Below are 25,056 nucleotides of genomic sequence, written 5' to 3'. Positions count from 1 at the left end.
CATTTTTCCAGCGGGCCGACTCCCCTCACAACGGCAAATTGTCGTGCTTCTTCGCCGGCGCTTCCACCTTCTTGTCCTTCAGCATCGCCAGCGCCCGCGCGATCCGCTTCCGCGTCGAGTGCGGCATGATGACGTCGTCGATGTAGCCGCGCTCGGCGGCGATGAAGGGCGAGAGGAAGCGGTCTTCGTACTCCTTGGTGCGCGCCGCGATCTTGTCGGGGTCGCCGATGTCGGAGCGGAAGATGATCTCGACCGCGCCCTTGGCGCCCATCACCGCGATCTGGGCGGTCGGCCAGGCGTAGTTCATGTCGGCGCCGATCTCCTTGGAGGCCATGACGTCGAAGGCGCCGCCATAGGCCTTGCGGGTGATGATGGTGACGAGCGGCACGGTGCACTGCGAGTACGCAAACAAGAGCTTGGCGCCGTGCTTGATCAGGCCGCCATATTCCTGCGCGGTGCCCGGCAGAAAGCCCGGCACGTCGACGAAGGTGACGATCGGGATGTTGAAGGCGTCGCAGAAGCGGACGAAGCGGGCCGCTTTCCGCGAGGCGTCGCTGTCGAGCACGCCGGCGAGCACCATCGGCTGGTTGGCGACGAAGCCGACGGTGCGGCCGGCGATGCGGCCGAAGCCGGTGACGATGTTCTTGGCGAAGGCTTCCGCGATCTCGAAGAAGTCGCCCTCGTCCACGACCTTCAGGATCAGCTCCTTCATGTCGTAGGGCTTGTTCGGATTGTCGGGGATCAGCGTGTCCAGCGACATGTCGACTCGCCCGATATCGTCGAAGCTCGGCCATTCCGGCACGCCGTCCGTGTTGTTGGACGGGAGGAAGTCGATCAGACGCCGCATCTGCAGGAGCGTCTCGACGTCGTTCTCGAAGGCGCCGTCGGCGATCGAAGAGCGCGTGGCGTGCACCGAGGCGCCGCCGAGCTCTTCGGCGGTGACGACCTCGTTGGTGACGGTCTTCACGACGTCCGGGCCGGTGACGAACATGTAGCTGGTGTTCTTCACCATGAAGATGAAGTCGGTCATCGCAGGTGAATAGACGTCGCCGCCGGCGCAGGGCCCCATGATGACGGAGATCTGCGGAATCACGCCCGAGGCCAGCACGTTGCGGCGGAAGACGTAGGAGTAGCCGGCGAGCGCGGCAACGCCCTCCTGGATGCGGGCGCCGCCGGCGTCGTAGAGGCCGATGATGGGCGCCCTCGCCTTCATGGCCATGTCCTGGAGTTTTGTGATTTTCAGCGCGTGCGTTTCCGAGAGAGAACCGCCGAACACGGTGAAATCCTTAGCGAAGACAAACGTCTTGCGGCCGTTGACGGTGCCCCAGCCGGTGACGACGCCGTCGCCGGGCACCTTGGTCTTCTCCATCCCGAACTCGGTGGAGCGGTGCTCGACGAACATGTCGAACTCTTCGAACGACCCCTTGTCGAGCAGCAGTTCGATGCGCTCGCGCGCCGTCAGCTTGCCGCGGGCGTGCTGCGCCTCGATGCGCTTCTCCCCGCCGCCGAGTTTTGCGGCGGCGCGACGGTCTTCGAGGGCGTCCAGGATGTGTTTCATTTGCTCCCGCCAGTTCTTAAGTGATGCGGGGTTCTAACACGGCATTTTGCGGGCCGGGAAGCGGCTTTCGGCGTCGCAGGGCTGCCCTGCCGCAGCGTGAAAGGGCAAGGAATTACAGAGCTTTGCCTAGGAGACGAACATGAGTGAAGGGATGGCCGAGACGGGCGCGGCGACGGGCAGCGTCAACATCCTGTTGCGGCTGGAGGGCCTGACCCTGTTCGCAGGGATGGTGACGCTCTACGCCGCCTGGGACGGGTCCTGGCTGGTTTTTGCCTTGCTCTTCTTCGTGCCCGATCTGAGCTTCCTGGCATACCTGTCCGACGCCAGGTTCGGCGCGATGGTCTACAACGCCGCTCACAGCTACATGGCGCCGGTGGCGCTGCTGACGCTGGGCTTCGGCCTCGCCTCGCCCCTCACTTTGTCAATTGCCTTGATCTGGCTTGCCCATATCGGCATCGACCGGGCGCTCGGCTACGGCCTGAAATATTCCGCCGGGTTCGGCTTCACCCATCTCGGCCGGATCGGCCGGCAGAAGGACGCCTGACCGGTGGCGCCCCCTCGCAATGGCGTTGGCGAGAGAGCTGCGCTCGCAATGACGAGGACTTCTTTGCGGTCCGCAATAAGGCGCGATCACCGCGTCTGTTAGACCGCGCCGATCTCGGCAAGGCAAGCCTGTGTCAGCGGCATGCGCTCGCCGACGAGACGCGGCTCCTTACAATCCATGTTGAGCGCGAACACGGTGTGCGCCTCGCCCTTCTCGGCCCAGCCGACCATCCAGCCGAGCGACGGCTCGCCGCGCTCGGCCCCGAGCAGGCCCGACTTGGCGCGGATGATGCTGTCGCCGACCTTGGTCACCGGCAGGATGTCAGCGACGAGATCCTGGCTGCGCTTTGAGATCGGCAGCACGCGGCGGCGCAGCCGGTCGACGAAATCGACCTGCTCGACCGGATCGATGCGCAGGGCGCCGGTCAGCCAGAACTGGTCGATGCCGCCGCCGATGTCGCGATTGCCGTAGTCGAACTCGTCGACATATTTCTGCATGCGTTCCTGGCCAATGCGCCGTGCAATCTCCTGAAAGACCGGCACCGCGCTCACCGCGATGGCGCTGCGCAACGTGTGATCCTTGTTCCAGACTTCGATCGGGCGCTTGACGCCATCCCAGGGAAACACGTCCTTGTCGGGGTCCGCGACCACGCCGGTCTCCAGCGCAATCAGCGCGTTCGGAATCTTGAAGGTCGAGGCCGGCAGCTTGCCCTCGCCCGAGCGCTCCTTGTCGCTGGCGACGATCAGATAATCCTCGACCTTGTAGCCGACGAAGGTGCCGGAAGTGCCGAGATCGGTGAAGCGTTTTGCAAGACTCTCACGGATTTCATTACGCGGCGGCGCGACGTGGGCGCGCGCGCGGGATGGCAGCACCGCGGCTGCGGCGAGAAGACCGAGGGTGGAACGACGGGACAGCAAAGCGATATCCGTGAACTGTGAGAAGCCGCGCGACCATGCAGCCGCTACGTGGTGAAACGATGACAGGTTATGCTTACCGCCCCCGACCCGACAGCCGCAGCACGAACACCAGCACCTCGGCGACGGCCTTGTAGAGATCCGGCGGGATCTCGTCGCCGAGCTCGACCCTGGACAGCGCGCCGGCCAGAATCTCGTTCTCCTCGATCGGGATGTCGTGGGCCTTGGCGATCTCGACGATCTTTTCACCGATCGTGCCCTTGCCCTTGGCGACGACGACAGGCGCGTTGGTGCCCTTCTCGTAATGGAGCGCGATCGCAAGCTTGGATGGATCGCTCATGTCGCGCGATCCAGGAAGTGCCCGGCGCGGGCCGGCGCCGGCTGCGGCGGCGTGCCGTCGCGGACCACGATGTCGCCGGGCTTGAGCTCGGCTCTCGTCAATGCCTGGCTGAGCTCACCGACGCCGGCACGGAGCTGCTGCGCCGTCGCCGGCCGCTCCGCCCACATCCGCACGAATGTCTTGTCGCCGTTCAGCGTGATCAACGCATGCACGGGTCCGGCCGGCTCCACATTGAGGGAGAAGCGCGCGCGCCAGGTGCGCTGGGCGGGATCGCCGGACTCATTGCCGCCGTCGCGCGAGATCTCGAACTGCGCCATCGCAGTGCCCTGCTGGGTCGCGAACGGAATCTCGAAATTCCACTGCGGCACGGCCGGATCGATGCGGTGCCCGCTGGCATCGATGCGATCGGGGAGCGAAGCGATTTGCAGCAGCGTCTGCCGCGCGAGCGCCGCATCGGTGTCCTCGAGCAGGCGATGCACGGTCGCAGCGAGCGGCGTATCCGGCGCGAGCGATGGCGCGGCGATGGTCTGCGGCGCCGGCAGCGCACCGCGGAACGGCGGCGGCGTCGCGTGTGCGGCAGCCTCGAAGACGTGGCCATCCGGTACGGCCTTGTTGGAGCCCGGCAAGTTGCCGGTCAGGCGCGGCAGGTTCTGCGTGACCTCTTGCAGCAGGCTCGCGGCAAGGCCGGCGGACATGATCCGCGACGTCGCCGCCTGCGAAGCCCCGTCGGCGAGCACGGCAGCGGCGGGATTGGCGCGGCCCGGCGTTTGCGGCTGTTGCGCGATTTCGGCTGATGGAGATCCGGCCTGCGCCGCCCCACCTGCTGCCGGAGCCGGCGAGGCGCCTTGTGTCGGTGGCACGGCCCTCTCAATCGTGGCCAGCGCCTGGCGCAGCACCAGCAGCGCCGCCTTCAGATCGGGCATTGTGCCTGACGACGGCGTCGCGCCTGCCGCGAGCGAAGCCTCGAGGAACAGCCCCGACTTCCGGAATGCGGATTCGATATCGCCGCCGGCAAGCCCGGTATCGAGCGGCGTCTGCTGAGACAGCACGGCCAGCACCGCCTGCTTCAAGCCCGCGGGCAGATCGCTGCCGGTGACGACGGCGGCCAGATTGGCAAACAGCGGCGCCTGGCTGCCCTGCCTGGTGACGGCATCGGTCGAAGCCACCGTGACGGCGACTTGCTCCGGAGGTGTCAGCGTGTTGCGCGTGGCGCCCGCCGACGGCGCAAGCGGCGGGCTCTCCACCAGCGAGGCCGCACGCGGCGTCAGCGTGACCACGTCGGCGGCCGCCTCGCCTGCCCCGCCCATGACGGCAAGACGGACGGTGCCGTCGTTCCGCGACACCGCCAGCTGGAGATTTTGCCCGGGCGACAGCGCGACTTCCGACATCACGTCGAGCGATAGATTTGCGATCGCGATCCGCACCAGATTGTCGGCGAGGACGCTGACGACTCTCGCATCGACGACACTGCCGGCCTGAAGCACAAGATCGGGCGTCGCCGCATCAGCCGAGGGGCTGGCGGCGCTGACGGGAGCAATGGAAGTGACCGGCGTCGGCATCTCAGCGGCCTCAGGGAGCGCCGGCTACCGTAACGCTGCGCCGTAAACCTCCCGTTAAGGACCTGTGGTCCCGGCCGGGCTTGCTGCCGCCAGCACGGCCACGGCGGCCTCGAAATCCCTGAGGCGGGTGGCCCGGCGGCTGGCTGCCTCCTCGTCCACGCCCCATTGCTCGGCGTTCCAGTCCTCGTCGACATGGGCGGCGGTCCAGACCTGGTCAGCGTCCCGCGCGCCATGGGCCAGCGCCAGCGCCAGCAACGCCGAGCCGGTCAGGGTCGTCACCACATGGAGAGCGCCGACCGACCAGGCATCCTGCGGTAGCGCGGCGCGAGCCGCCCGAAGCGCCTGGTCCGGCTGCTTCACATGCATGATGCCCTCGGACAGGATGAAATGCGCACCCAGCGTCTCCGCCGCCCAGAACAGCACGGGATCCCAATGTGCGGCCTCGCGGGCGACCAGTCCCTCGGGGTGACCGGCACGGTAGAACAGCAAATCGGACTCGAAGTATCTGGCGAGGTCGTCGCTGACGAGCTCGATGCGATCGACGACACCCTCCACCACGCTGTTGGCCATCCGCGTCAACGGCATGGTCACGGGGTCGATCGTCTCGTCCTGGGCCGCCCATTCCGCGGCCACCGCTTCGGCAAGGTCGCGCGAAGGGATGATCACCTGCCGACCGGACGGCGTACGGATCGGCTTGCCGTCGAGCACGACGGCATACCCGCCATCGGCCTCGCTCACGCCCGCCTCCTTGTAGAAGCGCTTGCGCTGCGGTAGACGCGCCGACTGGCGTGCCGCCTCGCGCGGATCGGGCGGGGTTTGCCCCGCAGCTTCATCGAACAATTCGCGCATCTCGGTTTTTCAGTCTCTGCCGCTGATTGCCAGGCTTTTAGGATAAAACCGGCAGCCGATAAAGCGAGCGGCGGGCATGAGGGAACTTGGCCGGCGTTGCGACCCTGTTGGCCGGGGCGTTGGCCGCTAGCGGACAGGAGATCCAATCGACCCTAGTTCGCGCATCTGAGCGCATAGGTGCCGCGGTGAGCGGGACCCAGCCCCGCGCCAGCGGCGTCCTCGAGGCACTTCGAAAAGCGATCACCGAACGAATTACGCGGGAGCGGCCGGTAGTTGTAGCTCGGCTGCGCATCGATCCGCGGCATCTTCGGCACCTCGAGCTTCGGCGGCGGTGGCGGCGAAGGCGGCGGAACGACCTGCGTGGGGCCCGGCAGCAAAAGCTGTGCCTGAGCCGCCTGCCCCAAGAGCAGTGCGGTCAAAACCATGAGACAGAGCGAGAACTGTTTCATGGTCGATATGTTGTACTCCGGCCGCCCCCGTTCAACCTGACTTAACTATTCTTCAGGCGCGTTCTCGATCGGATCAAATCTGGCTGCATCCAGGCCGAGCAAGTTCCACGACTGCTGCATATGTGGCGGCAACGGCGCGGTGGCGTCGATCACGCCGCCGCGCGGATGCGGGATGACGATGCGGCGTGCCAACAGATGCAGCCGGTTCTGCAAGCCGCCCGGCAGCTGCCAGTTCTCGATGTTGAAATATTTGGGATCGCCAACGATGGGATGGCCGATATGGGCCATGTGGGCGCGCAGCTGGTGGGTGCGGCCCGTCACCGGCTTCAGCGAGACCCAGGTCAGCTTGTTGCCCGCGGTCTCGACCACCGCATAGTACGTCACCGCGTGGCTCGCGCCCTCGTCGCCATGCTGAGCGATGCGCATGATGGTGTCGTCCTCGCTCTCCTCTTTCGCCAGGAAGGTCGAGATGCGGCCCTGCTTGGGCTTCGGCAAGCCCGGTACCAGAGCCCAATACACCTTTCGCGCCGACCGCGAGCGGAATGCACCGGTCAGGTGCGAGGCGGCAAAGCGCGTCTTGGCGATCAGGAGACAGCCCGACGTCTCCCTGTCGATGCGGTGCACGAGCCGCGGCTTCTGGCCCTTGGCGTCGCGCATCACCTCCAGCATCTGGTCGATGTGCCGCGTCATGCCCGACCCACCCTGCACGGCAAGGCCGGCCGGCTTGTTCAGGACGAGGACGTCGTCGTCCTCGTAGATCGTCATCTCCTTCAGCGCCTTGAGCGTTTTTTGCGCAGCGTCCGAGAGCTCCCCGACGACCTTCGGTGCGTCGAGCTTCAGCGGCGGAATGCGGACGCTCTGGCCCTCCTCGAGGCGATCCTTGCTGTCGACGCGCTTGCCATCGACGCGCAGTTCGCCTTTGCGGACGACACGCTGGATGTGGGAGAACGACAGGCCGGGAAAGCGCGCCTCGAGGAAGCGGTCGACACGCATATTGTTCTCGTCCGCCGTCACGGTGACGGTCTGGACCTTGGTGGGCAGCAGCGCTTCGACCGGCTTTGCCGGAACGGCCTTTTCCAGCACGGCTTTGGGCGCGCGCCGCTCGGCCCGCTCGCCCGCAAAGCGCGGCGGCTTGCTGCCGGGCTTGCCGCCCGGCCGCGGCCCGGCCCTCTTCGCGCTCCGCGCCTGATGCGGGCGCGAGTCGTCGCGCTCGTCACGCGAGCGCGGCTTTGGGTTCATTCTCTTGATGCGGCGGCTCATGCGGTCTTTCCAAGCTTTCGTATCGACTGCGCATCGGCGCGGCGGGGCAGCGACGCAACCTGCGCGCCCACCTCCTTCTCCGCCAGCCGCAGCTCATATTGCTGTTGCAGGTTCATCCAGAATTGCGGGCTGGTACCGAACCAGTGACCAAGGCGCAGCGCCGTATCGGCAGTGATGCCGCGCTGTCCGTTGATGATGCCGGTGATGCGATTGACCGGCACATCGATCTGACGCGACAGTTCTGCAGCTGTGACGCCGAGTTCACGCAACTCTTCGGCGAGCTGTTCGCCGGGATGGATGGGCGTACGGGGCATAAGCTTCCTTCAGTGATAGTCGACGATCTCTACATCAACTGGACCAGGCGATCCTTCCGGCCAATTGAAGCATATCCGCCATTGGTCGTTGATCCGGATCGAGAACTGTCCTGCACGATCGCCCTTAAGGGCTTCCAGTCGATTGCCGGGCAATGCCGCCAAGTCGGTTAAGTTCGTTGCCGCGTCCAATCGATCGAGGCGGATCTCAGCCTGGCGGGCAAACCCCGAGAAATCCTTGACATGCTGACCAGCGGCAAATCGCTCCGTGCGCTTGTCGCGGTAGCTGACAATCATTCCCAGCCAGTAACAGGATTTACGAGTTACGTAAATAGTAAAATCGCCTGGAGATCCTACGTCCCGCCCCGCTCCTTCCGAAGCTTGGCCCAGTAATCCAGCCGCTTCCTGATCTCCCGCTCGAAGCCGCGCTCGGGCGGGTCGTAGAAGGTCTGGCGACCGAGAGCCTCCGGAAAGTAGTCCTGGCCCGAGAAAGCGTCGGGGGCGTCGTGGTCGTATTCGTACGCTGCACCGTAGCCTTCCGACTTCATCAGCTTGGTCGGGGAATTGAGGATGTGCTTCGGCGGCAGCAGCGAGCCGGCCTGCTTGGCCACCTGCATCGCCGTGCCGAAGGCGGTGTAGACCGCGTTCGATTTCGGCGCGGTGGCGAGATAGACGACGGCCTGCGCTATTGCGAGCTCGCCTTCGGGATGGCCGAGAAAGTCGAAAGCATCCTTGGCCGCATTGGCGATGACGAGCGCCTGCGGATCGGCAAGCCCGATGTCCTCGACCGCCATGCGCACGACACGGCGGGCCAGGAACAGCGGATCCTCGCCGGCATCGAGCATGCGGGCGAGGTAATACAGCGCGGCATCGGGGTCGGAACCGCGCACCGACTTATGCAACGCGGAGATCAGGTTGTAATGGCCGTCGGCCGACTTGTCGTAGATCGGCGCGCGGCGTTGCAGGATGTCCTGCAACTGCGCGGCATTGAAAATCTCGTCCGCCCGCGCCGAACGCCATACCTCTTCGGCAAGCGTCAGCGATGCGCGGCCGTCGCCGTCGGCCATGCGCACCAGCACCGCGCGCGCCTCCGCATCGAGCGGCAGCTTCCTGCCCTCGACCGCCTCGGCATGTGCGAACAGCTTTTCGATCGCGGCGGCATCGAGCGAACGAAACACCAGCACGCGCGCGCGGGACAGGAGCGCCGCGTTGAGCTCGAAGGACGGGTTCTCGGTGGTGGCGCCGACCATGACCACCGTGCCGTCTTCCATCACGGGCAGAAAGGAATCCTGCTGGGCGCGGTTGAAGCGATGCACCTCGTCCACGAAGAGCAGCGTGCCCTTACCCATCTCGCGGCGGGCGCGCGCGGCATCGAAAGCCTTCTTGAGATCGGCGACGCCGGAGAATACCGCGGAGATCTGTTCGAAATGCAGATCGGTGGCATCCGCCAGCAGCCGTGCCACCGTGGTCTTGCCGGTGCCCGGCGGGCCCCAGAACACCAGCGAGCCGAGCGTGCGCGTCTCCAGCATGCGCGTCAGCGCGCCGTCGGGGCCGAGGATGTGGTCCTGGCCGACAACCTCCGACAGCGCGCGCGGACGCAGCCGGTCCGGCAGCGGATGCGGCGCCTCGTGGTCGAGCCCCGCCGCGGCAAAGAGAGTCGGCGTCTGCTGTGGTCGCTTCGGACTCATCCGCCCAACGTGACGTTGATCTGCTGGCCGCCGCGCACCAGCGTGATGCGCCAGATCCGAGGCCGCTCGCCTGCGGCCTTCTCGAGATCGCCGGTCTTGCTGATCTTCTGGTTGTTGACGGCCAGGATGATGTCGCCTTTCTGGAAGCCGACATTGGCCGCCGCGGTATCGCCGCCGATATCGGTGATCACGACGCCTTCGGTGTCGGCGTCCAGACGCAGCTCGTCAGCGACCGCGGGGGTGATGGTCGAGACCTTCGCGCCCTGGAACGGCGAGCGAGCGGTGACGACGAGCTCGCTGCGTCCGGTATCGGGCGCAGTCTCCAGCGCCACGGTCAGCTTGACCGGCTTGCTGCCGCGCTGCACGTCGACCTGCGCGGTGCCGCCGAGCGGACGGGTTGCGAAACGGTAGTCGAAGGCGTTGGGATCATCGACGGTCTGGCCGTCGATGCCGGTGATGAGGTCGGAGGATTTCAGACCGGCCTTCGCTGCGGGGCCATTGGGCACCACGCTTGCGACCAACGCACCGGTCGGCGAGCGCAGGCCGAGGCTTTCCGCGATCTCCGGAGTCACCGCCTGCAATTTTGCCCCGAGCCACGGCCGCTTCACTGCCTTGCCGCCGCTCTTGGCTGATGCGACGACGACGCGCACCATGTTGGCGGGAATCGCAAAGCCGATGCCCTGCGAGCCGCCGGAGCGCGAATAGATCGCCGTGTTGATGCCGGCGAGCTTGCCGCTCATGTCGACCAGCGCGCCGCCGGAATTGCCGGGATTGATCGGCGCATCGGTCTGGATGAAGAACTGGTAGTCGGTGATGCCGACTTGCGTGCGTGCCAGCGCCGAGATGATGCCGTGGGTCACGGTCTGGCCGACACCGAAGGGATTGCCGATCGCCAGCACGACGTCGCCGACCAACAATTCATCGGAATTCGTGAAATCGAGGGTCGGAAATTTTTCCTTGGCGTCCTTCAGGCGCAGCACGGCGAGATCGGTACGCGAATCCTTCAGCAGGATCTCGGCCTCGAACTCGCGCTTGTCCGACAGCGATACTTTCACCTGGTCCGCGCCTTCGATGACGTGGACGTTGGTGACGACGAGACCGGAGGCATCGACGATGACGCCCGAGCCGAGCGAGCGCTGCATCTGCTCGGGCTGCTGGCCCGGCACGCCGAAGAAGCGGCGGAAAATCGGGTCGTCCAGCAGCGGATTGCGGTTCTGCACCACCTTGGCGGCATAGACGTTGACGACCGCGGGCTGCACCCGTTGCACGATCGGCGCATAGGATAGCCGCAGCTCGGCCGGCGACGACGGGACGCGGCGGTCCTGCGCTGAGGCCGGATTGAAATGGGCCGAAAAGGCTATGCACAAGGCCGTGACGACGGCGGTCCAGGTCGATCGAAACATTCCTACCTCTCGGAAAAGACGCCGGAATATAGGCGCGTTCGCCCCTCAATAGAAGGGCGCGGGGCGGCAATAATCGGCCCTTCGCCGCCGTGTCCGGCATGCAAGGGTGCCGTGCGAATCGGCAATTTGCCCGGGGCGGCGGATTGGCATGATGTGCGTGCATCTTGCATGGTGGTGTGAAGCGGATTCGGTTGCGGCGAATTTGCATCAGTGGGAACCCACGCAACCGATCGCAGCGTCGCGGGGCAGTCATCGATCACACTTAGGCTCTCCGTTCGCAACTTGGGGAAGATAGTCAGATGATGGAGGCGTACGTGAGCACAACACGAATTGCGGCTGCAGCGATTGGTCTCGCCGGTGCGCTGGCGGCCTCGCAAGCCCAGGCCCAATCGGCAAGCAGCAGCGAGCAGGAGATCGCACTGCTGAAGCAGCAGTTGAAGATGCTGGAGCAGAAGCTCGACAGGCTCCAGAGTCAAACCGCGGCGAACACGGCGGCCGCGGCGAAAGCCAGGGCCGAAGCGAAGGCTGAAGCGAAGGCCGAGGCGCGTTCGGAGGCAAAGGCCGTCGTTGCCAACGCCAATGCGGCGATTCCGGTCAAGGGGCCGCCGCCGGCATCCGGCGTCGTCGTCACGATGCCGAACAACCGGCCGACGATCTGCACCGCCGACCAGGCCAATTGCGTCGCCATCACCGGTCGCCTGCACTACGATGTCGGCGGCTATGACTATCGCCCCAACACCGCGGCCACCGTGCCGCAGAAGCTCGACAGCGGCCAGAACGTCCGTCGCGCGCGCATCGGCGTCGCCGGCAAGTTCTTCAACGACTGGAACTTCGCGCTGATCTACGATTTCGGCGGCTCCTCCGACGGATTTGGCGGCGCCGCGCCGGGATCGCTGCCGGGCGGCGGCCTCTCCGGCGTCGAGAACGCGTATATCAGCTACACCGGCCTGAAGCCGTTCGGCGGCAAGATGGCGATCGAGGCCGGCATCATGGATCTGCCTTACACGCTCGACGAGGCGACGAGCTCAAACGACATCATGTTCATGGAACGCGCCTCACCCGGTATTATCGCGACCAACATCGCCGCCGGCGACTTCCGCTCCGCGGCCGGTGCGCGCTGGTTCAACGACCAGCTCTGGATCGGCGGCTATGTCACGGGACCGTCGACCGGCGCGATCCATTCCGCCTCGAGCGCTTCGCCGCCGGGCACCAGCGAGCAGTACGGCGCGGTGGCGCGCGTCGCCGGCAATCCCATCAGCGGCAAGGACTATTCGGTGCACATCGGCGCCGACGCGCAATGGCTGATCCAGCCGCCGCGCAACCTGATCGCCAACACGCAGACGGTCACGCTCAGCGATCGTCCGGAATTGCGTCTCGACCCGACCACGCTGGTCTCCACCGGCGCCATCGCCAATGTCTCGGGGGCGCAGGTCTACAGCATCGAAGCGGCCGCGACCTACGGGCCGCTCATCGTCCAGGGCGAGTACTTCTGGTACAACGTCGATCGCACCGCCAACACCGGCGTGCCGCTGGTCGGCGCACCGAGCCTGAAATTCCAGGGCGGCTATGCGCAGGCCGGCTACGTGCTGACCGGTGAGGGGCGCAACTATAACGCGGCGAGCGCGGCCTATAGCGGCGTCAAGCCGGCGCATCCGTTCTCGCTCGACGGCGGCTGGGGGGCGTGGGAGATCGCGGGGCGCTTCTCGACGATCGACCTCAATGACCAGCTCGCGACCGCGACCGGCGTCGCCGGCGGCCGGCAGACGGTCTACACCCTCGCGCTCAACTGGTACGTCAACGGCAATGTCCGATTCATGCTGGACTATCTGCACGGCACCGTGTCGCGACAGGCTTCGCCGGTCTCGACTGCCGATGTCGGCTCGAAGTTCGACGCGGTCGCGATGCGCACGCAGTTCGCGTTCTGACGCTCACCTTATCCGGGAGCGGTACGATCCGCTCCCGGAGGCTCACGCCGCGTGCTTCGGCTTTCTCACCACCACCGGCGGCGGCGCGCAGGACAGCCGTTCCTGATGACTCTCGCCCCAGGCCTTCAGAATGTCGATGACAGGCCTGAGGCTCTCGCCGAGCTCGGACAGGCAATATTCCACGCGCGGCGGCACCTCGGCATAGACCTTGCGGAGGACGAGCTTGTCCTCCTCGAGCGCGCGGAGCTGCTTCGTGAGCATGCGCTGGGTGATGCCGGGCATCCGGCGGCGCAATTCGCCGAAGCGCTGGGTGCCGCTCTGGAGGTGGTAGAGGATCACGCCCTTCCACTTGCCGTCGATCAGGTCCAGCGTCGCCTCGACCGAGCAGCCGGGACGACGGGCAAAATTGCGCCGCTTCATGCGTGTTTTCCCAATAGTATCCAAACAGGGACTATATCCCCGAATTTACAGTACTTGCCAATTTGAAGCCAGGACGACAGTTAGAGCTGCAGGCGAACAGCCCATCTGATGGAGACAAGCCATGAAGGCCGTCGGCTACAAAAAATCGCTTCCGATCGAGGATGCGGATTCACTGATCGATTTCGAGACCGCCAAGCCCGAGCCCGGGGCGCGCGACATCCGCGTCGCCGTGAAGGCGATCTCGGCCAATCCGGTCGATTACAAGGTGCGCAAGCGCGCAGCTCCGCCCGAGGGCGAGACGAAGATCCTCGGCTATGACGCGGCCGGTGTGGTCGATGCCGTCGGCCCCGACGTGACACTCTTCAAGCCGGGCGACGAAGTGTTATACGCCGGTTCGATCCTGCGCCAGGGCACCAACGCCGAATTCCACCTGGTCGACGAGCGCATCGTCGGCAACAAGCCGAAGAGCCTGTCGTTCGCGCAAGCCGCCGCCCTTCCGCTCACCTCCATCACCGCCTGGGAATTGCTGTTTGACCGGCTCGGCGCGATACCTGGCAAGAGCGTCGATCCGCGCACGCTTCTGATCACGGGCGGCGCCGGCGGCGTCGGCTCGATCCTGATCCAACTTGCCCGCCGGCTCACCGGGCTGACCGTACTTGCCACCGCGACGCGGCCGGAGTCGCAGAAATGGTGCCTCGATCTCGGCGCTCATGCGGTGATCGACCACGGCAAGCCGATGAAGGAACAGATCGAGAATCTGAAGCTGCCCCCAGTCGCGCTGGTGGCGAGCCTGACCTTCACCGACCAGCACTACAAGGCGATTGCGGACTTCATGGCCCCGCAGGGAAGGTTCGGCCTGATCGACGATCCCCCGGAATTCACCATGAGCACCTTCAAGGGCAAGGCGATCTCGGTGCACTGGGAATCGATGTTCACGCGCTCCTCGTTCCAGACGCCAGACATGATCGCGCAGCATCATCTGCTCAATGATGTCGCCGACCTCATCGACAAGGGCGTGCTGCGCACCACGCTCGACCAGACCTTCGGCACGATCAACGCCGCCAACCTCAAGCGAGCCCATGCGCTCTTGGAGAGCGGCAAGTCGCGCGGCAAGATCGTGCTGGAGGGGTGGTAAAGGCTTCGTCGGGTGGGTTAGCCGAAGGCGAAACCCACCCGCCTTTGAAACCGCGACACGGATAAACCTACCCGACACCTTCGCTGCTACGTCTTCGCCATACCCCGCTCGATGAAGCCCTTGGCGAGCGCGTGATAGATCCCCTCCTCGCAGACCAGTCGCGAGACGAGATGCGCGATCAGGGCGGCCGCCATCAACGGCACGACCATGCCGTGATTGTCCGTCATCTCCGTGACGATGACGAAGGCGGTGATCGGCGCCTGCACCACCCCGGCGAAATAGGCGACCATGCCCAGCAGCATGATTGCACCGAGCGGCGCCTCGTGGAAGAAAGAGGCGACATTGCATCCGATCCCGGCACCGACGGCGAGCGAGGGCGCGAAGATGCCGCCAGGAATGCCGCTGATCGCGGCGAACGTCGTCGCCATCATCTTGAGGATACCGAAATCCTGCGGCAGCGGCGCGCCCTGCTCCAGCGCCGTCTTCACCTGCTCATAGCCGGTGCCGTAAACGGTGTCGCCGGAGGCGAGGCCGCAGAGCGCGACGGCGAGACCGCAGGCAAAGGCGAACCAGAGCGGATGGCCCTTCATCGCGCGCCCGACCGGCCCTTTGAATCCCCGCGCCGTGGCGATGACGATGCGGCTGAACAATCCGCCTGCGAGGCCCCCGATCACGCCACAGACGGGCACGGCCAGCCAGTCGATGCCGCGCGCCAGCGACATCGCGCTACTGCCGAAATAGGCGTAATTGCCGGCCAGCGCGAGCGACGTCAGGCCGGCCGCGATGACCGCAGCAATGATGAGGCTGGATGTGCGGGTCTCGAAAGCGCGGCTCATCTCCTCGATACCGAACACGATCCCCGCCAGCGGCGTGTTGAAGGCGGCGGCAACGCCGGCGGCCGCTCCGGCCAGGATCAGGCCAGGCTGGCGGCGCGGCGACACGCGGCCAAGCGCGAACATGATGGACGCGCCGACCTGGACGGTCGGCCCTTCCCGGCCGACCGAGCCGCCACAGAGCAGGCCGAACAACGTGAGGATCACCTTCCCAACCGCGATCCGCATCGAGACCAGACTTTCGCGCGCGGACTGGTCGGTCAGATGCCGGGCGGCGATCGCCTGCGGGATGCCGCTGCCCTGCGCATTCGGAAACAGGCGGATGGTCAGATAGGCCGACAGCATGAATCCGAGCGGCGTGATCGCCAGCACGATATAGCGCGACTTCGCCAGCAAGAACGCGAAGGCCTGCTGGGCCAGATCGGCGGCCTGCGCCAGCGCGACGGCCGCTGCGCCGACGGCCATGCCGCCGAGGAGGAAAATCGCCCGCTGGCGCCAGCGTGCATAGGTCAGGCGGACGCGCCGCTTGTCGCGAGTGGAGAAGGTCCGGAGCATGGAAGCTTAATCTAGCCGATCATGCCCCAAACAAAAAGCCAGACAGCTGACGTGCGGGTCAGGCAATGGTGTTGACGATGCCGCCTTCCGCCCGCAGCGCCGCACCGTTGGTGGCGGATGCCTCCTTCGAGGCGACGTAGACCACCATGTTCGCGATCTCGTCGACACTCGCAAAACGCTGGATCAGCGAGCTCGGGCGGTGCTGCATGACGAAATTGGCGGCGGCCTCGTCCACGGACTGACCGTTCTGCCTGGCGAGATCCTTCACGAAGGTCTCGACGCCCTCCGACATGGTCGGGCCCGGCAGCACGGAATTGACGGTGACGCCGGTGCCGCGGGTGAGCTGGGCGAGACCGCGCGCGATCGAGAGCTGGGCCGTCTTGCTCATGCCGTAGTGGATCATCTCGACGGGGATGTTGAGCCCGGACTCCGATGAGATGAAGACGATGCGCCCCCAATTGCGCTCGAGCATGCCCTTCATGTACGCGCGCGATAGCCTCACGCCGCTCATGACGTTGACCTCGAAGAAGCGGGTCCAGTCCTCGTCCGGAATCTCGAAGAAGTCCTTGGGTTCGAAGATGCCGGCATTGTTGATGAGGATGTCGACCTCGGGCAGAGCAGCCACCAGCGCCTTGCAGCCCGCAGCGGTCGAGACGTCGGCGGCGATGCCCCGGACCTTGCTGCCCGTCCCTTCCAGCTTGCGCACGGCGGCATCGACCTTGTCCTGGCCGCGGCCGTTGATCACCACGCTGGCGCCGGAGGCTGCCAGGCCCTTGGCGATGGCGTGGCCGATGCCGGCGGTCGAGCCGGTGACGAGGGCGGTCTTTCCGGACAGGTCGATGTGCATGTGCTGCCTCCAAGGCTGATGACGGAGATATCGGGAGCGACCTGTGATGCCGCAATCGGGCTCACCGACGCGTAAGGAAGCGCCTGTACACTGGCGAATCCACCCAACGCATCCAAAAAAAACGGCGCCCGGATAGGCGCCGCTGTCAATTCATAGCCGCTGACTGGCTTAGGCCGCCTCGGCTTCCTTTTCCTGCACCGGACCGGAATCCTGGCCCTTGGCGTCGACGTCGCGATCGACGAACTCGATCACGGCCATCGCGGCGTTGTCGCCGTAGCGGAAGCCGGCCTTGATGATGCGGGTGTAGCCGCCCTGCCGGTCCTTGTAGCGGGTCGCCAGCGTGTCGAACAGCTTCTTGACCATGTCGACGTCGCGCAGCTCGGAGATGGCCTGACGGCGCAGCGACAGGCCGCCCTTCTTGCCAAGGGTGACGAGCTTCTCGACGATCGGGCGAAGCTCCTTGGCCTTGGGCAGCGTGGTGACGATCTGCTCGTGCTTGATCAGCGAGGCCGCCATGTTGGCGAACATCGCCTTGCGATGCTCGGCCGTGCGGTTGAGTTTCCGATGAACCTTGCCGTGACGCATGTGTGTAGTCCTTCTTCGCTTGTGTCGCGGTGGTTCAGCGACTGGTTTTCAGGTGGGCTTCCTGCGTTCGCCCGGTCGTCATTCCGGGGCGGCTCGCAGAGCCGAACCCGGAATCTCGAGGTTCCGGGTTCGATGCTCCAGGGCCACGCTTCGCGTGGTCCTTCGCATCGCCCCGGAACGACGAATACTCAGTAATGATCCTCGAAGCGCTTGGCGAGCTCGTCGATGTTCTCCGGCGGCCAGCCCGGCACTTCCATGCCGAGATGCAGACCCATCTGGGCCAGAACTTCCTTGATCTCGTTCAGCGACTTGCGGCCGAAGTTCGGGGTGCGGAGCATTTCCGCTTCGCTCTTCTGCACGAGGTCGCCGATGTAGACGATGTTGTCGTTCTTCAGGCAGTTGGCCGAACGCACCGACAGCTCGAGCTCGTCCACCTTCTTGAGGAAGGCCGGGTTGAAGGCGAGGTCCGGGATGATCTCCTGGGCGACTTCCTTGCGCGGCTCTTCGAAGTTGACGAACACGTTGAGCTGATCCTGCAGGATGCGGGCGGCATAGGCCACCGAGTCATCCGGCGTGATCGCGCCGTTGGTCTCGATCGTCATGGTCAGCTTGTCGTAGTCGAGGATCTGGCCCTCGCGGGTGTTCTCGACCTTGTAGGAGACCTTGCGGACCGGCGAGTACAGGCTGTCGACCGGGATCAGGCCGATCGGCGCGTCCTCGGGACGGTTGCGTTCGGCGGGCACGTAACCCTTGCCGGTGGAAACCGTGAACTCCATGCGGATCTCGGCGCCCTCGTCGAGCGTGCAGATCTGCAGATCGGGGTTCAGCACGACCACGTCGCCGACGGTCTGGATGTCGCCGGCGGTGACGACACCCGGGCCCTGCTTCTTCACGACCATGCGCTTGGGGCCTTCGCCCTGCATCTTGATCGAGATATCCTTGATGTTGAGCACGATGTCGGTCACATCCTCACGGACGCCCGCGATCGAGGAGAACTCGTGCAGCACGCCGTCGATGTGCACCGACTGCACCGCCGCGCCCTGGAGCGAGGAGAGCAGGATGCGGCGCAGCGCGTTGCCGAGGGTCTGGCCGAAGCCGCGCTCGAGCGGCTCGGCGACGATGGTCGCGAAACGCGAGGAATCGCTGCCGGGCGTGACCTGGAGCTTGTTCGGCCGAATCAGTTCTTGCCAATTTTTCTGGATCGTCACTGTTTCACCCATACAGGCCAGTCAATTTGAGAGTTCAAATACTGGCGTTGGAGAAAGGCCGCAGATCATTCCCGCGGCTTCTTACAAAAGTCATCGCGGGCGCCGATGCGCCCGCAACTTGGTATCAAACGCGCCGACGCTTACGGGGACGGCAACCGTTGTGCGGAATCGTGGTCACGTCACGGATCGAGGTGACGGTGAAGCCCGCGGCCTGGAGCGCGCGGAGCGCCGACTCACGGCCCGAACCGGGGCCGGCGACTTCGACTTCCAGCGTGCGCATGCCGTGCTCCTGCGCCTTCTTGGAGACGTCTTCGGCGGCGACCTGCGCGGCGTACGGGGTCGACTTGCGCGAGCCCTTGAAACCCATCGTGCCGGCCGAGGACCAGGCAATCGTGTTGCCCTGCGCGTCGGTGATGGTGATGGTCGTGTTGTTGAACGACGAGTTCACGTGCGCGACGCCGGAGGCGATGTTCTTGCGCTCACGACGACGAACGCGGGTGGCTTCCTTGCCCATTGAGTCCCTTTCCTGAAGATCTCAAACGCCGCCGTAATGCCAGCGGCTACACCTGTGGAAGCAAATAGTGAGTAGCGAATGGCGAATAGGGATGCTCCCTACTCGCCATTCGCAATTCCCTATTCGCGAGTTTACTTCTTCTTGCCGGCGATGGCTTTGGCCGGACCCTTGCGCGTGCGCGCATTGGTGTGGGTGCGCTGGCCGCGCACCGGCAGACCGCGACGATGACGCAGGCCGCGATAGCAGCCGAGGTCCATCAGACGCTTGATGTTGATACCGACCTCGCGACGCAGATCGCCCTCGACGAGATAGTCGCGGTCGATGACTTCGCGGATCTGGAGCACTTCGGCGTCGCTGAGCTGATTGACGCGACGATCCACGGGGATCTTCACCTTCTCCAGGATCTCACCGGCGATCTTCTGACCGATGCCATGGATGTACTGGAGCGCGATCAGCACGCGCTTGTTGGTGGGAATGTTCACGCCGGCAATACGGGCCACGGCCTTCTCTCCTGTCGCCGATCCTCGTCAGGATCGGGCTTTAAGTGCTTGTGTTCTCGGGCAGGTGTTCACAAACGCGAACACGACGCCCACCCCCGGTCTTCCTGGGGCCCGGCATCGTCTGAAACTATCCGACTTGGATGCGGGGCTTATTAGGGGATTCCAGGGGCTTTCGTCAACCGCTGCTAGCGCTTGGCTCGCTTTTTCGTGACCTTTTTTGCGGTCTTTTTGGCACCCTTTTTGACTGTCCTCTTGGTGATCTTCCTGGCTGCTTTCTTGACGGTCTTCTTGGTGGCTTTCTTGGCCGCCTTCTTGGGACCTTTCACCACCGATTTGGCGGCCTTTTTGGCCGATTTTGCGGCCTTTTTGGCCGTTTTCGTCGGCTTTGCGGCCGCCCTCTTCCCCGCCTTGGCCTTTTTGGCCGGCGCCGCCTTGGCGGCGCTCCGGGCATGCGTCTTGGGCTCGACCGCCCCCAGCGCCAGAAGCTGGCGGTGGATGGCGCGGGTGACCTCGTCGATGGCCATCATGCCGTCGATGGTCGAGAGCTTCCGACGCTCGGAATAGTAGTGAATCAGCGGTTCCGTCTGGCTACGGTAGCTGGCAAGCCGCTTGGTCAGAACCTCCGGGGTGTCGTCGAGCCGAACCTCCTCGCCCCGCTCCCGCATCTGGGCGACGCGGGTCTCGACGCGGCTCAGGAGTGCACTCTCGTTGACGCGGAGCTCGATCACGGCGTCGAGCTTGAGATGCTTCTGCTTGAGCAGCTCGTCCAGCGCCTCGGCCTGCGGCACGGTGCGCGGGAAACCATCGAGGATGAAACCGTTCTTGGCGTCCGGCTGGTCGATGCGGTCGGAGATGATTCCCACCACGACGTCATCGGGCACGAGGCCGCCGCTGGCCATGATCTCCTTGGCCTTCAGCCCGACCGGGGTGCCGGCCGCAACCGCAGCACGCAGCATCTCGCCGGTCGAGAGCTGGACGATGCCATAGCGCTGCACCAAGAGTTGCGCCTGGGTCCCCTTGCCCGACCCCGGCGGTCCCAGAAGTATAATTCTCATCGGCGTACGCCCCCCGGATTGGTGAGCGATACGTCGCGCACCTGCGTTTGAAGATCAAGAACAGTGCAAACCATAATCGGCGCCGCACCGCTACCCATATCATAGGGGAGCGAATGCCCGGACGCCAAGAAGGCCTTTGAAATCAGTGATTGCATCGACGTGGGAGCGTCTCTGCTCATGCGACCGAGCCGCTGACTGATCGCCTCTGCAGCGCCGCGCGTTGCTCGTGCGGCGAATCGGCGGCGCAGTCGCGCCGCCTCTCGAGCGACTCCGTACTTAGCGGCGGCGGCCGCGCAGCTTGGACTTCCGGATCAGGCCTTCATACTGATGGGCCAGAAGATAGCCTTGGACCTGCGCCACCGTATCCATGGTGACACTGACGACGATCAGCAGCGAGGTGCCGCCGAAATAGAACGGCACCGACGCGTAGGAGATCAGGATCTCGGGAATCAGGCAGACGATCGCCAGATAAATCGCGCCGAGCACGGTAATGCGCGACAGCACGTAGTCGATATATTCGGCGGTGCGCTCGCCAGGACGGATGCCCGGAATGAAGCCGCCGTGCTTCTTCAGGTTGTCCGCGGTCTCGGTCGGGTTGAACACGATCGCGGTGTAGAAGAAGGCGAAGAACACGATCAGCGCCAGATACAAGATCAGGAACAGCGGGCGGCCATGGCCGAGCTGGGTGTTGATCCACTGGAACCATTCCGGCCCGCTGCCTGCATTGAAGTTCGCCACCGTGGTCGGCAGCAAGAGCAGCGAGGACGCGAAGATCGGCGGAATCACGCCCGAGGTGTTGAGCTTGAGCGGCAGATGCGAGGACTGGCCCTCGAACATCTTGTTGCCGACCTGGCGCTTCGGATACTGGATCAGGAGGCGGCGCTGCGCACGCTCCATGAACACGATGAAGGCGATCACGGCGACGGCCATGATGATGACGACCAGGATCAGGCCGGTCGACATCGCACCCTGCCGGCCGAGCTCGAGCATGCTGGCGAGCGCCGCGGGCAACTCGGCGACGATGCCGGCGAGAATGATCAGCGAGATGCCGTTGCCGATGCCACGCGAGGTGATCTGCTCGCCCAGCCACATCAGGAACATGGTGCCGCCGGTCAGCGTGATCGCCGTGGACAGGCGGAAGAACATTCCGGGATCGCTGACGACGTTGCCGGCGCCCTCGAGGCCGACCGCGATCCCGTAGGACTGGAATGCGGCCAGGATGACCGTCAGATAGCGGGTGTACTGATTCAGCGTCTTGCGGCCCGCCTCGCCTTCCTTCTTCAGCGCCTCGAGCTGCGGCGAGACGGTGGTGAGGAGCTGGATGATGATCGAGGCCGAGATGTACGGCATGATGTTCAGCGCAAAGATCGCCATGCGGTGGATGCCGCCACCGGCGAACATGTTGAACATGCCGAGGATGCCGCCCGCCTGCGATCGGAACACCTGTTCCCAGATGTTCGGATCGATGCCGGGCAGCGGGATGTAGGTCCCGAGCCGATAAACGAGCAGCGCACCCAGGGTGAACCAGATGCGCTTCTTCAGTTCGTCGGCCTTGGCGAACGCGCCGAAATTGAGATTGGCTGCCAGTTGTTCCGCTGCAGAGACCATCTTGGACTTTCTCCCGCCGCCTGTTGCGCCGTCATGCCCGCGGCCGGGCTACTAAAGCGCGATGAAACCAGGATGCCTCATCATTGCGCTCTAGGTTGTCATTTAAGCATGATCTTCTCGGAAAACCGCTTCACACTTTTCCGGATCATGCTTGAGCGGACGCCGGACATTATCTGGGGCTCGGCTTCGATAAGTCCACGTCCCGCATGCGTAAAGGCCCGCGAGCCGCGGGCCAATGACGCAGTTGTTACGCCGCCTCGCCTTCTTCCTTGGCAGGGGCGAGGATCTTCACCGAGCCGCCGGCCTTCTCGACCGCCGCGATTGCGGTCTTGGTGGCGCCATGCACTTCGATGTTGAGCTTGGACTTGAGCTCGCCGCGACCGAGCAGCCGCAGGCCGCCCTTGGCGCGGCGCAGTACGCCGCCCTTCACCAGGGCCTCGACGTTCACGACGCTGCCGGCGTCGATCTTCTTGGCATCGACCGCTTCCTGGAGCCGGTCGAGATTGATCTCGGCGAACTCGATGCGGAAGATGTTATTGAAGCCGCGCTTGGGCAGACGGCGATGCATCGGCATCTGGCCGCCTTCGAAACCCTTGATGCGCACGCCCGAACGCGCGGTCTGGCCCTTGCCGCCGCGGCCGGACTGCTTGCCCTTGCCGGAACCGATGCCGCGGCCGACGCGCATACGCTTCTTGCGCGAGCCGGCGTTGTCGGCGATATCGCTGAGCTTCATCGCCCTTCTCCTTGTGTCTTGCGCACGATCTTCACCGAAAACCGCTTCCCGCTCTTCGGGATCGTGCGCCTTTGCTTACTTCTCGTCGACGATGCGGACGAGATGGTGAACCTTCTCGATCATGCCGCGGACCGCCGGGGTGTCCGGCAGTTCGCTGATACGGCCGATCTTGTTGAGCTTGAGCCCGATCAGCGTCGAACGTTGCGAGTGATGGCGGCGGATCGCGCTGCCGGTCTGCTCAAGCTTGATCGTCTTTGCGGCCTTGGCCATCGTGGTCTACTCCGAAAAGCTTCCGTTAGTCGGCAGCCGCCTCTGCGTCGCCACCGATACGGCGGGACTGGAGGGTGGACACCTTGATGTTGCGGCGGGCAGCGACCGAGCGCGGCGAATCCTGATGCTTCAGCGCGTCAAAGGTCGCGCGCACCATGTTGTACGGGTTCGACGAGCCGATCGACTTCGCCACAACGTCCTGGACGCCGAGCGTTTCGAACACCGCGCGCATCGGACCGCCGGCGATGATGCCGGTACCGGCCGGAGCTGCACGCAGGTAGACACGGCCCGCGCCATGACGGCCGGCAATGTCGTGATGGAGCGTGCGGCCCTCGCGCAGCGACACGCGCGTCAGGTTGCGCTTGGCGGACTCGGTCGCCTTGCGGATCGCCTCGGGCACTTCGCGCGCCTTGCCGTGACCGAAGCCGGCACGACCCTTCTGGTCGCCGATCACGACCAGCGCTGCGAACCCGAAGCGCTTGCCGCCCTTGACGACCTTGGCCACGCGGTTGATGTGGACGAGCTTGTCGACGAACTCGCTGTCGCGCTCCTCGCGCTCCCTGCGTTCACGTCCGCCGCCGCGTTGATCGCGTCCACCACGTTGTTCGCGTTCAGCTGCCATGGTTTTTCCAATCCTTCAGAGGCTTGCGCCCCAATCCTCAAATTCTGTTAGAAGCTCAGCCCACTCTCACGCGCTGCATCGGCCAAAGCCTTGACGCGCCCGTGATAGAGATAGCTGCCGCGATCGAACACGACTTCCTTGACGCCCTTCTCGGCGGCGCGCTCGGCCAGCAACTTGCCGACCGCCTTCGCCGCATCGATGTCGGCGCCGGTCTTGCCACCGTCGCGCATCGACTTCTCGAGCGAGGAGGCGGAGGCCAGCGTCTCGCCCTTCAGGTCGTCGATGACCTGGGCGTAGATGTGCTTGGACGAGCGGAACACTGACAGGCGCGGACGGCCGCCGGCGGAACGGCGCAGCTTCAGCCGCACACTCCGCTTGCGCCGGGCATTCGTAACCTTGGCTTTCGACATGACCGGCTCCGTTACTTCTTCTTGCCTTCCTTGCGGAAGATGAATTCGCCCACATACTTTACGCCCTTGCCCTTGTAGGGCTCCGGCGGACGGTAGGAGCGAATCTCGGCGGCGACCTGGCCGACGCGCTGGACGTCGCTACCCGCCACCGTGATCTCGGTCGGCTTCGGCACCGTGATCGTGATCCCCTCGGGGATCGGATAGATCACGTCATGGCTGTAGCCGAGCGCGAGCTGCAGGTTCTTGCCCTGCATCGCGGCGCGATAGCCGACGCCGGTGATCTCGAGCTTCTTCTCGAAGCCCTTGGTGACGCCTTCGACCAGATTCGCGACCTGGGCGCGAGCGGTACCGTACAGCGCCCGCGCGCGGTTGGTCTCGGTCCGCGGCTTCACCTTGACCTGGCCGTTCTCGAGCTTCACCTCGACGTCGTCATGGACGATGAACTGAAGCTGGCCCTTCGGCCCCTTCATCTTGACGGTCTGGCCGTCGACGGTCGCGGTAACGCCCGACGGCACCGGGACAGGCTTTTTGCCAACACGTGACATGGATCGAAAATCCTTCTCAGAACACCGTGAAGAGGACTTCACCGCCCACATTCGCGTCGCGCGCGCTGTGGTCGGCCATGATCCCCTTCGGCGTCGACAACACCGAAATGCCGAGTCCGTTGTTCACCCGCGGCAGGTTCTTCACCGAGGCGTAGACTCTGCGCCCGGGCTTGGAAACGCGCTCAATCTCGCGGATGACGGGCTCGCCGTCGAAATACTTCAGCTCGATCTCGATCTCGCTGCGTCCCGAGGAATGCTCGAGCGTGGCGTAACCGCGGATGTAGCCCTCGGCCTTCAGAACCTCGAGCACGTTCTCGCGCATCTTCGAGCCTGGCGTGGAGACCTTGGACTTCGAACGCATCTGCGCGTTGCGGATACGGGTGATCAGATCGCTGATTGGATCGTGCGTTGACATC

Annotated in this window: 29 protein-coding genes; 3 read left to right on the top strand and 26 right to left on the bottom strand. The window is 64.9% G+C overall.

The genetic code is table 11. The features are described from left to right. Positions 1–25: 25 nt before the first annotated feature. Positions 26–1,558, bottom strand: coding sequence for an acyl-CoA carboxylase subunit beta (locus EDE08_RS04645; protein WP_131867632.1), 1,533 nt, complete (start codon positions 1,556–1,558; stop codon positions 26–28). A 139-nt stretch (positions 1,559–1,697) separates the two neighbouring features. On the opposite strand from EDE08_RS04645, the gene EDE08_RS04640 reads away from it, so the two are divergent. After that, positions 1,698–2,102: a DUF4260 domain-containing protein gene (locus EDE08_RS04640; protein ID WP_131867630.1), complete on the top strand. Its 405-nt coding sequence runs from the start codon at positions 1,698–1,700 to the stop codon at positions 2,100–2,102. Between the two features lie 98 nt (positions 2,103–2,200). On the opposite strand, the gene EDE08_RS04635 is transcribed toward EDE08_RS04640, so the two are convergent. From EDE08_RS04635 to EDE08_RS04585, 10 genes are all read right to left on the bottom strand, one after another. Continuing rightward, entirely contained in the window at positions 2,201–3,025 is an 825-nt protein-coding gene (locus tag EDE08_RS04635) for a penicillin-binding transpeptidase domain-containing protein (protein ID WP_245524719.1), read from the bottom strand. 67 nt (positions 3,026–3,092) lie between these two features. After that, the gene (locus EDE08_RS04630; protein WP_131867626.1) at positions 3,093–3,356 is read right to left on the bottom strand and encodes an EscU/YscU/HrcU family type III secretion system export apparatus switch protein; all 264 of its coding nucleotides are present in this window, start codon (positions 3,354–3,356) and stop codon (positions 3,093–3,095) included. Further along, positions 3,353–4,915 (bottom strand): flagellar hook-length control protein FliK, encoded by a 1,563-nt coding sequence (gene fliK / locus EDE08_RS04625; RefSeq protein WP_165935772.1) that lies wholly within the window; start codon positions 4,913–4,915, stop codon positions 3,353–3,355. Before fliK ends, EDE08_RS04630 begins: the two co-directional genes overlap by 4 nt. A gap of 54 nt (positions 4,916–4,969) precedes the next feature. Beyond that, a complete protein-coding gene (locus tag EDE08_RS04615) occupies positions 4,970–5,764 on the bottom strand; it encodes an ATP12 family chaperone protein (protein ID WP_131867624.1) in 795 nt (264 codons plus the stop codon). Positions 5,765–5,916: 152 nt separating this feature from the next. Further along, entirely contained in the window at positions 5,917–6,213 is a 297-nt protein-coding gene (locus EDE08_RS04610; protein ID WP_131867622.1) for a hypothetical protein, read from the bottom strand. Between the two features lie 45 nt (positions 6,214–6,258). Further along, the gene (locus EDE08_RS04605; RefSeq protein ID WP_131867620.1) at positions 6,259–7,473 is read right to left on the bottom strand and encodes an RluA family pseudouridine synthase; all 1,215 of its coding nucleotides are present in this window, start codon (positions 7,471–7,473) and stop codon (positions 6,259–6,261) included. Continuing rightward, entirely contained in the window at positions 7,470–7,787 is a 318-nt protein-coding gene (locus EDE08_RS04600; protein ID WP_131867618.1) for a HigA family addiction module antitoxin, read from the bottom strand. The genes EDE08_RS04605 and EDE08_RS04600 overlap by 4 nt, the downstream gene beginning before the upstream one ends. Positions 7,788–7,796: 9 nt before the next feature. Next, complete coding sequence (locus EDE08_RS04595; protein ID WP_131867616.1) at positions 7,797–8,081, bottom strand: type II toxin-antitoxin system RelE/ParE family toxin; 285 nt, start codon at positions 8,079–8,081, stop codon at positions 7,797–7,799. Positions 8,082–8,137: 56 nt separating this feature from the next. Further along, positions 8,138–9,472 (bottom strand): replication-associated recombination protein A, encoded by a 1,335-nt coding sequence (locus EDE08_RS04590; RefSeq protein ID WP_131867614.1) that lies wholly within the window; start codon positions 9,470–9,472, stop codon positions 8,138–8,140. Continuing rightward, positions 9,469–10,875, bottom strand: coding sequence for a DegQ family serine endoprotease (locus EDE08_RS04585; RefSeq protein ID WP_165935773.1), 1,407 nt, complete (start codon positions 10,873–10,875; stop codon positions 9,469–9,471). Before EDE08_RS04585 ends, EDE08_RS04590 begins: the two co-directional genes overlap by 4 nt. A gap of 314 nt (positions 10,876–11,189) precedes the next feature. On the opposite strand from EDE08_RS04585, the gene EDE08_RS04580 reads away from it, so the two are divergent. Next, positions 11,190–12,800 carry an OprO/OprP family phosphate-selective porin gene (locus EDE08_RS04580; RefSeq protein ID WP_131867612.1) on the top strand — a complete coding sequence of 537 codons (1,611 nt, stop codon included), beginning with the start codon at positions 11,190–11,192 and terminating at the stop codon, positions 12,798–12,800. A gap of 42 nt (positions 12,801–12,842) precedes the next feature. On the opposite strand, the gene EDE08_RS04575 is transcribed toward EDE08_RS04580, so the two are convergent. Further along, positions 12,843–13,220 (bottom strand): winged helix-turn-helix transcriptional regulator, encoded by a 378-nt coding sequence (locus tag EDE08_RS04575; protein ID WP_131867610.1) that lies wholly within the window; start codon positions 13,218–13,220, stop codon positions 12,843–12,845. A 121-nt stretch (positions 13,221–13,341) separates the two neighbouring features. On the opposite strand from EDE08_RS04575, the gene EDE08_RS04570 reads away from it, so the two are divergent. Further along, on the top strand, positions 13,342–14,355 hold the full coding sequence (locus EDE08_RS04570) for a zinc-binding alcohol dehydrogenase family protein (RefSeq protein ID WP_131867608.1): 1,014 nt from the start codon (positions 13,342–13,344) through the stop codon (positions 14,353–14,355). 86 nt (positions 14,356–14,441) lie between these two features. On the opposite strand, the gene EDE08_RS04565 is transcribed toward EDE08_RS04570, so the two are convergent. The 14 genes from EDE08_RS04565 to rpsH form a co-directional block, all read right to left on the bottom strand. Further along, positions 14,442–15,743: a chloride channel protein gene (locus EDE08_RS04565; RefSeq protein ID WP_131867606.1), complete on the bottom strand. Its 1,302-nt coding sequence runs from the start codon at positions 15,741–15,743 to the stop codon at positions 14,442–14,444. A 58-nt stretch (positions 15,744–15,801) separates the two neighbouring features. Beyond that, positions 15,802–16,590: an SDR family NAD(P)-dependent oxidoreductase gene (locus EDE08_RS04560; RefSeq protein WP_131867604.1), complete on the bottom strand. Its 789-nt coding sequence runs from the start codon at positions 16,588–16,590 to the stop codon at positions 15,802–15,804. Between the two features lie 168 nt (positions 16,591–16,758). Beyond that, on the bottom strand, positions 16,759–17,175 hold the full coding sequence (gene rplQ, locus EDE08_RS04555) for a 50S ribosomal protein L17 (RefSeq protein WP_131867602.1): 417 nt from the start codon (positions 17,173–17,175) through the stop codon (positions 16,759–16,761). Positions 17,176–17,363: 188 nt separating this feature from the next. Then, complete coding sequence (locus EDE08_RS04550) at positions 17,364–18,395, bottom strand: DNA-directed RNA polymerase subunit alpha (RefSeq protein WP_036011050.1); 1,032 nt, start codon at positions 18,393–18,395, stop codon at positions 17,364–17,366. Between the two features lie 112 nt (positions 18,396–18,507). Beyond that, positions 18,508–18,897, bottom strand: a complete 390-nt coding sequence (gene rpsK / locus EDE08_RS04545; protein ID WP_007603045.1) for a 30S ribosomal protein S11 — start codon at positions 18,895–18,897, stop codon at positions 18,508–18,510. Between the two features lie 131 nt (positions 18,898–19,028). Beyond that, positions 19,029–19,397 carry a 30S ribosomal protein S13 gene (gene rpsM, locus EDE08_RS04540; protein WP_008549231.1) on the bottom strand — a complete coding sequence of 123 codons (369 nt, stop codon included), beginning with the start codon at positions 19,395–19,397 and terminating at the stop codon, positions 19,029–19,031. Between the two features lie 185 nt (positions 19,398–19,582). Then, positions 19,583–20,452, bottom strand: coding sequence for an adenylate kinase (locus EDE08_RS04535; RefSeq protein WP_131867600.1), 870 nt, complete (start codon positions 20,450–20,452; stop codon positions 19,583–19,585). Between the two features lie 276 nt (positions 20,453–20,728). After that, entirely contained in the window at positions 20,729–22,060 is a 1,332-nt protein-coding gene (secY, locus tag EDE08_RS04525) for a preprotein translocase subunit SecY (RefSeq protein WP_131867598.1), read from the bottom strand. A gap of 247 nt (positions 22,061–22,307) precedes the next feature. Then, a complete protein-coding gene (rplO, locus tag EDE08_RS04520; protein ID WP_028177974.1) occupies positions 22,308–22,793 on the bottom strand; it encodes a 50S ribosomal protein L15 in 486 nt (161 codons plus the stop codon). A 75-nt stretch (positions 22,794–22,868) separates the two neighbouring features. After that, complete coding sequence (rpmD, locus tag EDE08_RS04515) at positions 22,869–23,063, bottom strand: 50S ribosomal protein L30 (protein WP_027554162.1); 195 nt, start codon at positions 23,061–23,063, stop codon at positions 22,869–22,871. Between the two features lie 25 nt (positions 23,064–23,088). Further along, a complete protein-coding gene (rpsE, locus tag EDE08_RS04510) occupies positions 23,089–23,685 on the bottom strand; it encodes a 30S ribosomal protein S5 (RefSeq protein WP_014494507.1) in 597 nt (198 codons plus the stop codon). A 47-nt stretch (positions 23,686–23,732) separates the two neighbouring features. Further along, positions 23,733–24,095 carry a 50S ribosomal protein L18 gene (gene rplR, locus EDE08_RS04505; protein WP_024342458.1) on the bottom strand — a complete coding sequence of 121 codons (363 nt, stop codon included), beginning with the start codon at positions 24,093–24,095 and terminating at the stop codon, positions 23,733–23,735. Between the two features lie 11 nt (positions 24,096–24,106). Next, complete coding sequence (gene rplF / locus EDE08_RS04500) at positions 24,107–24,640, bottom strand: 50S ribosomal protein L6 (protein WP_131867596.1); 534 nt, start codon at positions 24,638–24,640, stop codon at positions 24,107–24,109. A gap of 16 nt (positions 24,641–24,656) precedes the next feature. Then, positions 24,657–25,055, bottom strand: a complete 399-nt coding sequence (rpsH, locus tag EDE08_RS04495; RefSeq protein ID WP_131867594.1) for a 30S ribosomal protein S8 — start codon at positions 25,053–25,055, stop codon at positions 24,657–24,659. Position 25,056 lies beyond the last annotated feature (1 nt).

It is taken from the genome of Bradyrhizobium sp. R2.2-H (assembly GCF_004346455.1).
GTDB lineage: Bacteria > Pseudomonadota > Alphaproteobacteria > Rhizobiales > Xanthobacteraceae > Bradyrhizobium > Bradyrhizobium diversitatis.
Note: the sequence above shows the minus strand (reverse complement) of the source record. Positions and strands in the feature narration are given on the sequence as shown.

Excerpts from the sequence above, each read along its gene's own strand:
- EDE08_RS04605 (WP_131867620.1), bottom strand. The coding sequence starts at position 7,473 with ATGAGCCGCCGCATCAAGAGAATGAACCCAAAGCCGCGCTCGCGTGAC.
- secY (WP_131867598.1), bottom strand. The coding sequence starts at position 22,060 with ATGGTCTCTGCAGCGGAACAACTGGCAGCCAATCTCAATTTCGGCGCG.
- EDE08_RS04535 (WP_131867600.1), bottom strand. The coding sequence starts at position 20,452 with ATGAGAATTATACTTCTGGGACCGCCGGGGTCGGGCAAGGGGACCCAG.
- rpsH (WP_131867594.1), bottom strand. The coding sequence starts at position 25,055 with ATGTCAACGCACGATCCAATCAGCGATCTGATCACCCGTATCCGCAAC.
- fliK (WP_165935772.1), bottom strand. The coding sequence starts at position 4,915 with ATGCCGACGCCGGTCACTTCCATTGCTCCCGTCAGCGCCGCCAGCCCC.
- EDE08_RS04645 (WP_131867632.1), bottom strand. The coding sequence starts at position 1,558 with ATGAAACACATCCTGGACGCCCTCGAAGACCGTCGCGCCGCCGCAAAA.
- EDE08_RS04590 (WP_131867614.1), bottom strand. The coding sequence starts at position 9,472 with ATGAGTCCGAAGCGACCACAGCAGACGCCGACTCTCTTTGCCGCGGCG.
- rpsE (WP_014494507.1), bottom strand. The coding sequence starts at position 23,685 with ATGGCAGCTGAACGCGAACAACGTGGTGGACGCGATCAACGCGGCGGC.
- EDE08_RS04565 (WP_131867606.1), bottom strand. The coding sequence starts at position 15,743 with ATGCTCCGGACCTTCTCCACTCGCGACAAGCGGCGCGTCCGCCTGACC.
- EDE08_RS04600 (WP_131867618.1), bottom strand. The coding sequence starts at position 7,787 with ATGCCCCGTACGCCCATCCATCCCGGCGAACAGCTCGCCGAAGAGTTG.
- EDE08_RS04610 (WP_131867622.1), bottom strand. The coding sequence starts at position 6,213 with ATGAAACAGTTCTCGCTCTGTCTCATGGTTTTGACCGCACTGCTCTTG.
- rplO (WP_028177974.1), bottom strand. The coding sequence starts at position 22,793 with ATGAAGCTCAGCGATATCGCCGACAACGCCGGCTCGCGCAAGAAGCGT.
- EDE08_RS04595 (WP_131867616.1), bottom strand. The coding sequence starts at position 8,081 with ATGATTGTCAGCTACCGCGACAAGCGCACGGAGCGATTTGCCGCTGGT.
- rplR (WP_024342458.1), bottom strand. The coding sequence starts at position 24,095 with ATGTCGAAAGCCAAGGTTACGAATGCCCGGCGCAAGCGGAGTGTGCGG.
- EDE08_RS04585 (WP_165935773.1), bottom strand. The coding sequence starts at position 10,875 with ATGTTTCGATCGACCTGGACCGCCGTCGTCACGGCCTTGTGCATAGCC.
- EDE08_RS04570 (WP_131867608.1), top strand. The coding sequence starts at position 13,342 with ATGAAGGCCGTCGGCTACAAAAAATCGCTTCCGATCGAGGATGCGGAT.
- EDE08_RS04575 (WP_131867610.1), bottom strand. The coding sequence starts at position 13,220 with ATGAAGCGGCGCAATTTTGCCCGTCGTCCCGGCTGCTCGGTCGAGGCG.
- EDE08_RS04630 (WP_131867626.1), bottom strand. The coding sequence starts at position 3,356 with ATGAGCGATCCATCCAAGCTTGCGATCGCGCTCCATTACGAGAAGGGC.
- EDE08_RS04615 (WP_131867624.1), bottom strand. The coding sequence starts at position 5,764 with ATGCGCGAATTGTTCGATGAAGCTGCGGGGCAAACCCCGCCCGATCCG.
- EDE08_RS04550 (WP_036011050.1), bottom strand. The coding sequence starts at position 18,395 with ATGGGTGAAACAGTGACGATCCAGAAAAATTGGCAAGAACTGATTCGG.
- EDE08_RS04560 (WP_131867604.1), bottom strand. The coding sequence starts at position 16,590 with ATGCACATCGACCTGTCCGGAAAGACCGCCCTCGTCACCGGCTCGACC.
- rpsK (WP_007603045.1), bottom strand. The coding sequence starts at position 18,897 with ATGGGCAAGGAAGCCACCCGCGTTCGTCGTCGTGAGCGCAAGAACATC.
- rpmD (WP_027554162.1), bottom strand. The coding sequence starts at position 23,063 with ATGGCCAAGGCCGCAAAGACGATCAAGCTTGAGCAGACCGGCAGCGCG.
- EDE08_RS04640 (WP_131867630.1), top strand. The coding sequence starts at position 1,698 with ATGAGTGAAGGGATGGCCGAGACGGGCGCGGCGACGGGCAGCGTCAAC.
- rplQ (WP_131867602.1), bottom strand. The coding sequence starts at position 17,175 with ATGCGTCACGGCAAGGTTCATCGGAAACTCAACCGCACGGCCGAGCAT.
- rplF (WP_131867596.1), bottom strand. The coding sequence starts at position 24,640 with ATGTCACGTGTTGGCAAAAAGCCTGTCCCGGTGCCGTCGGGCGTTACC.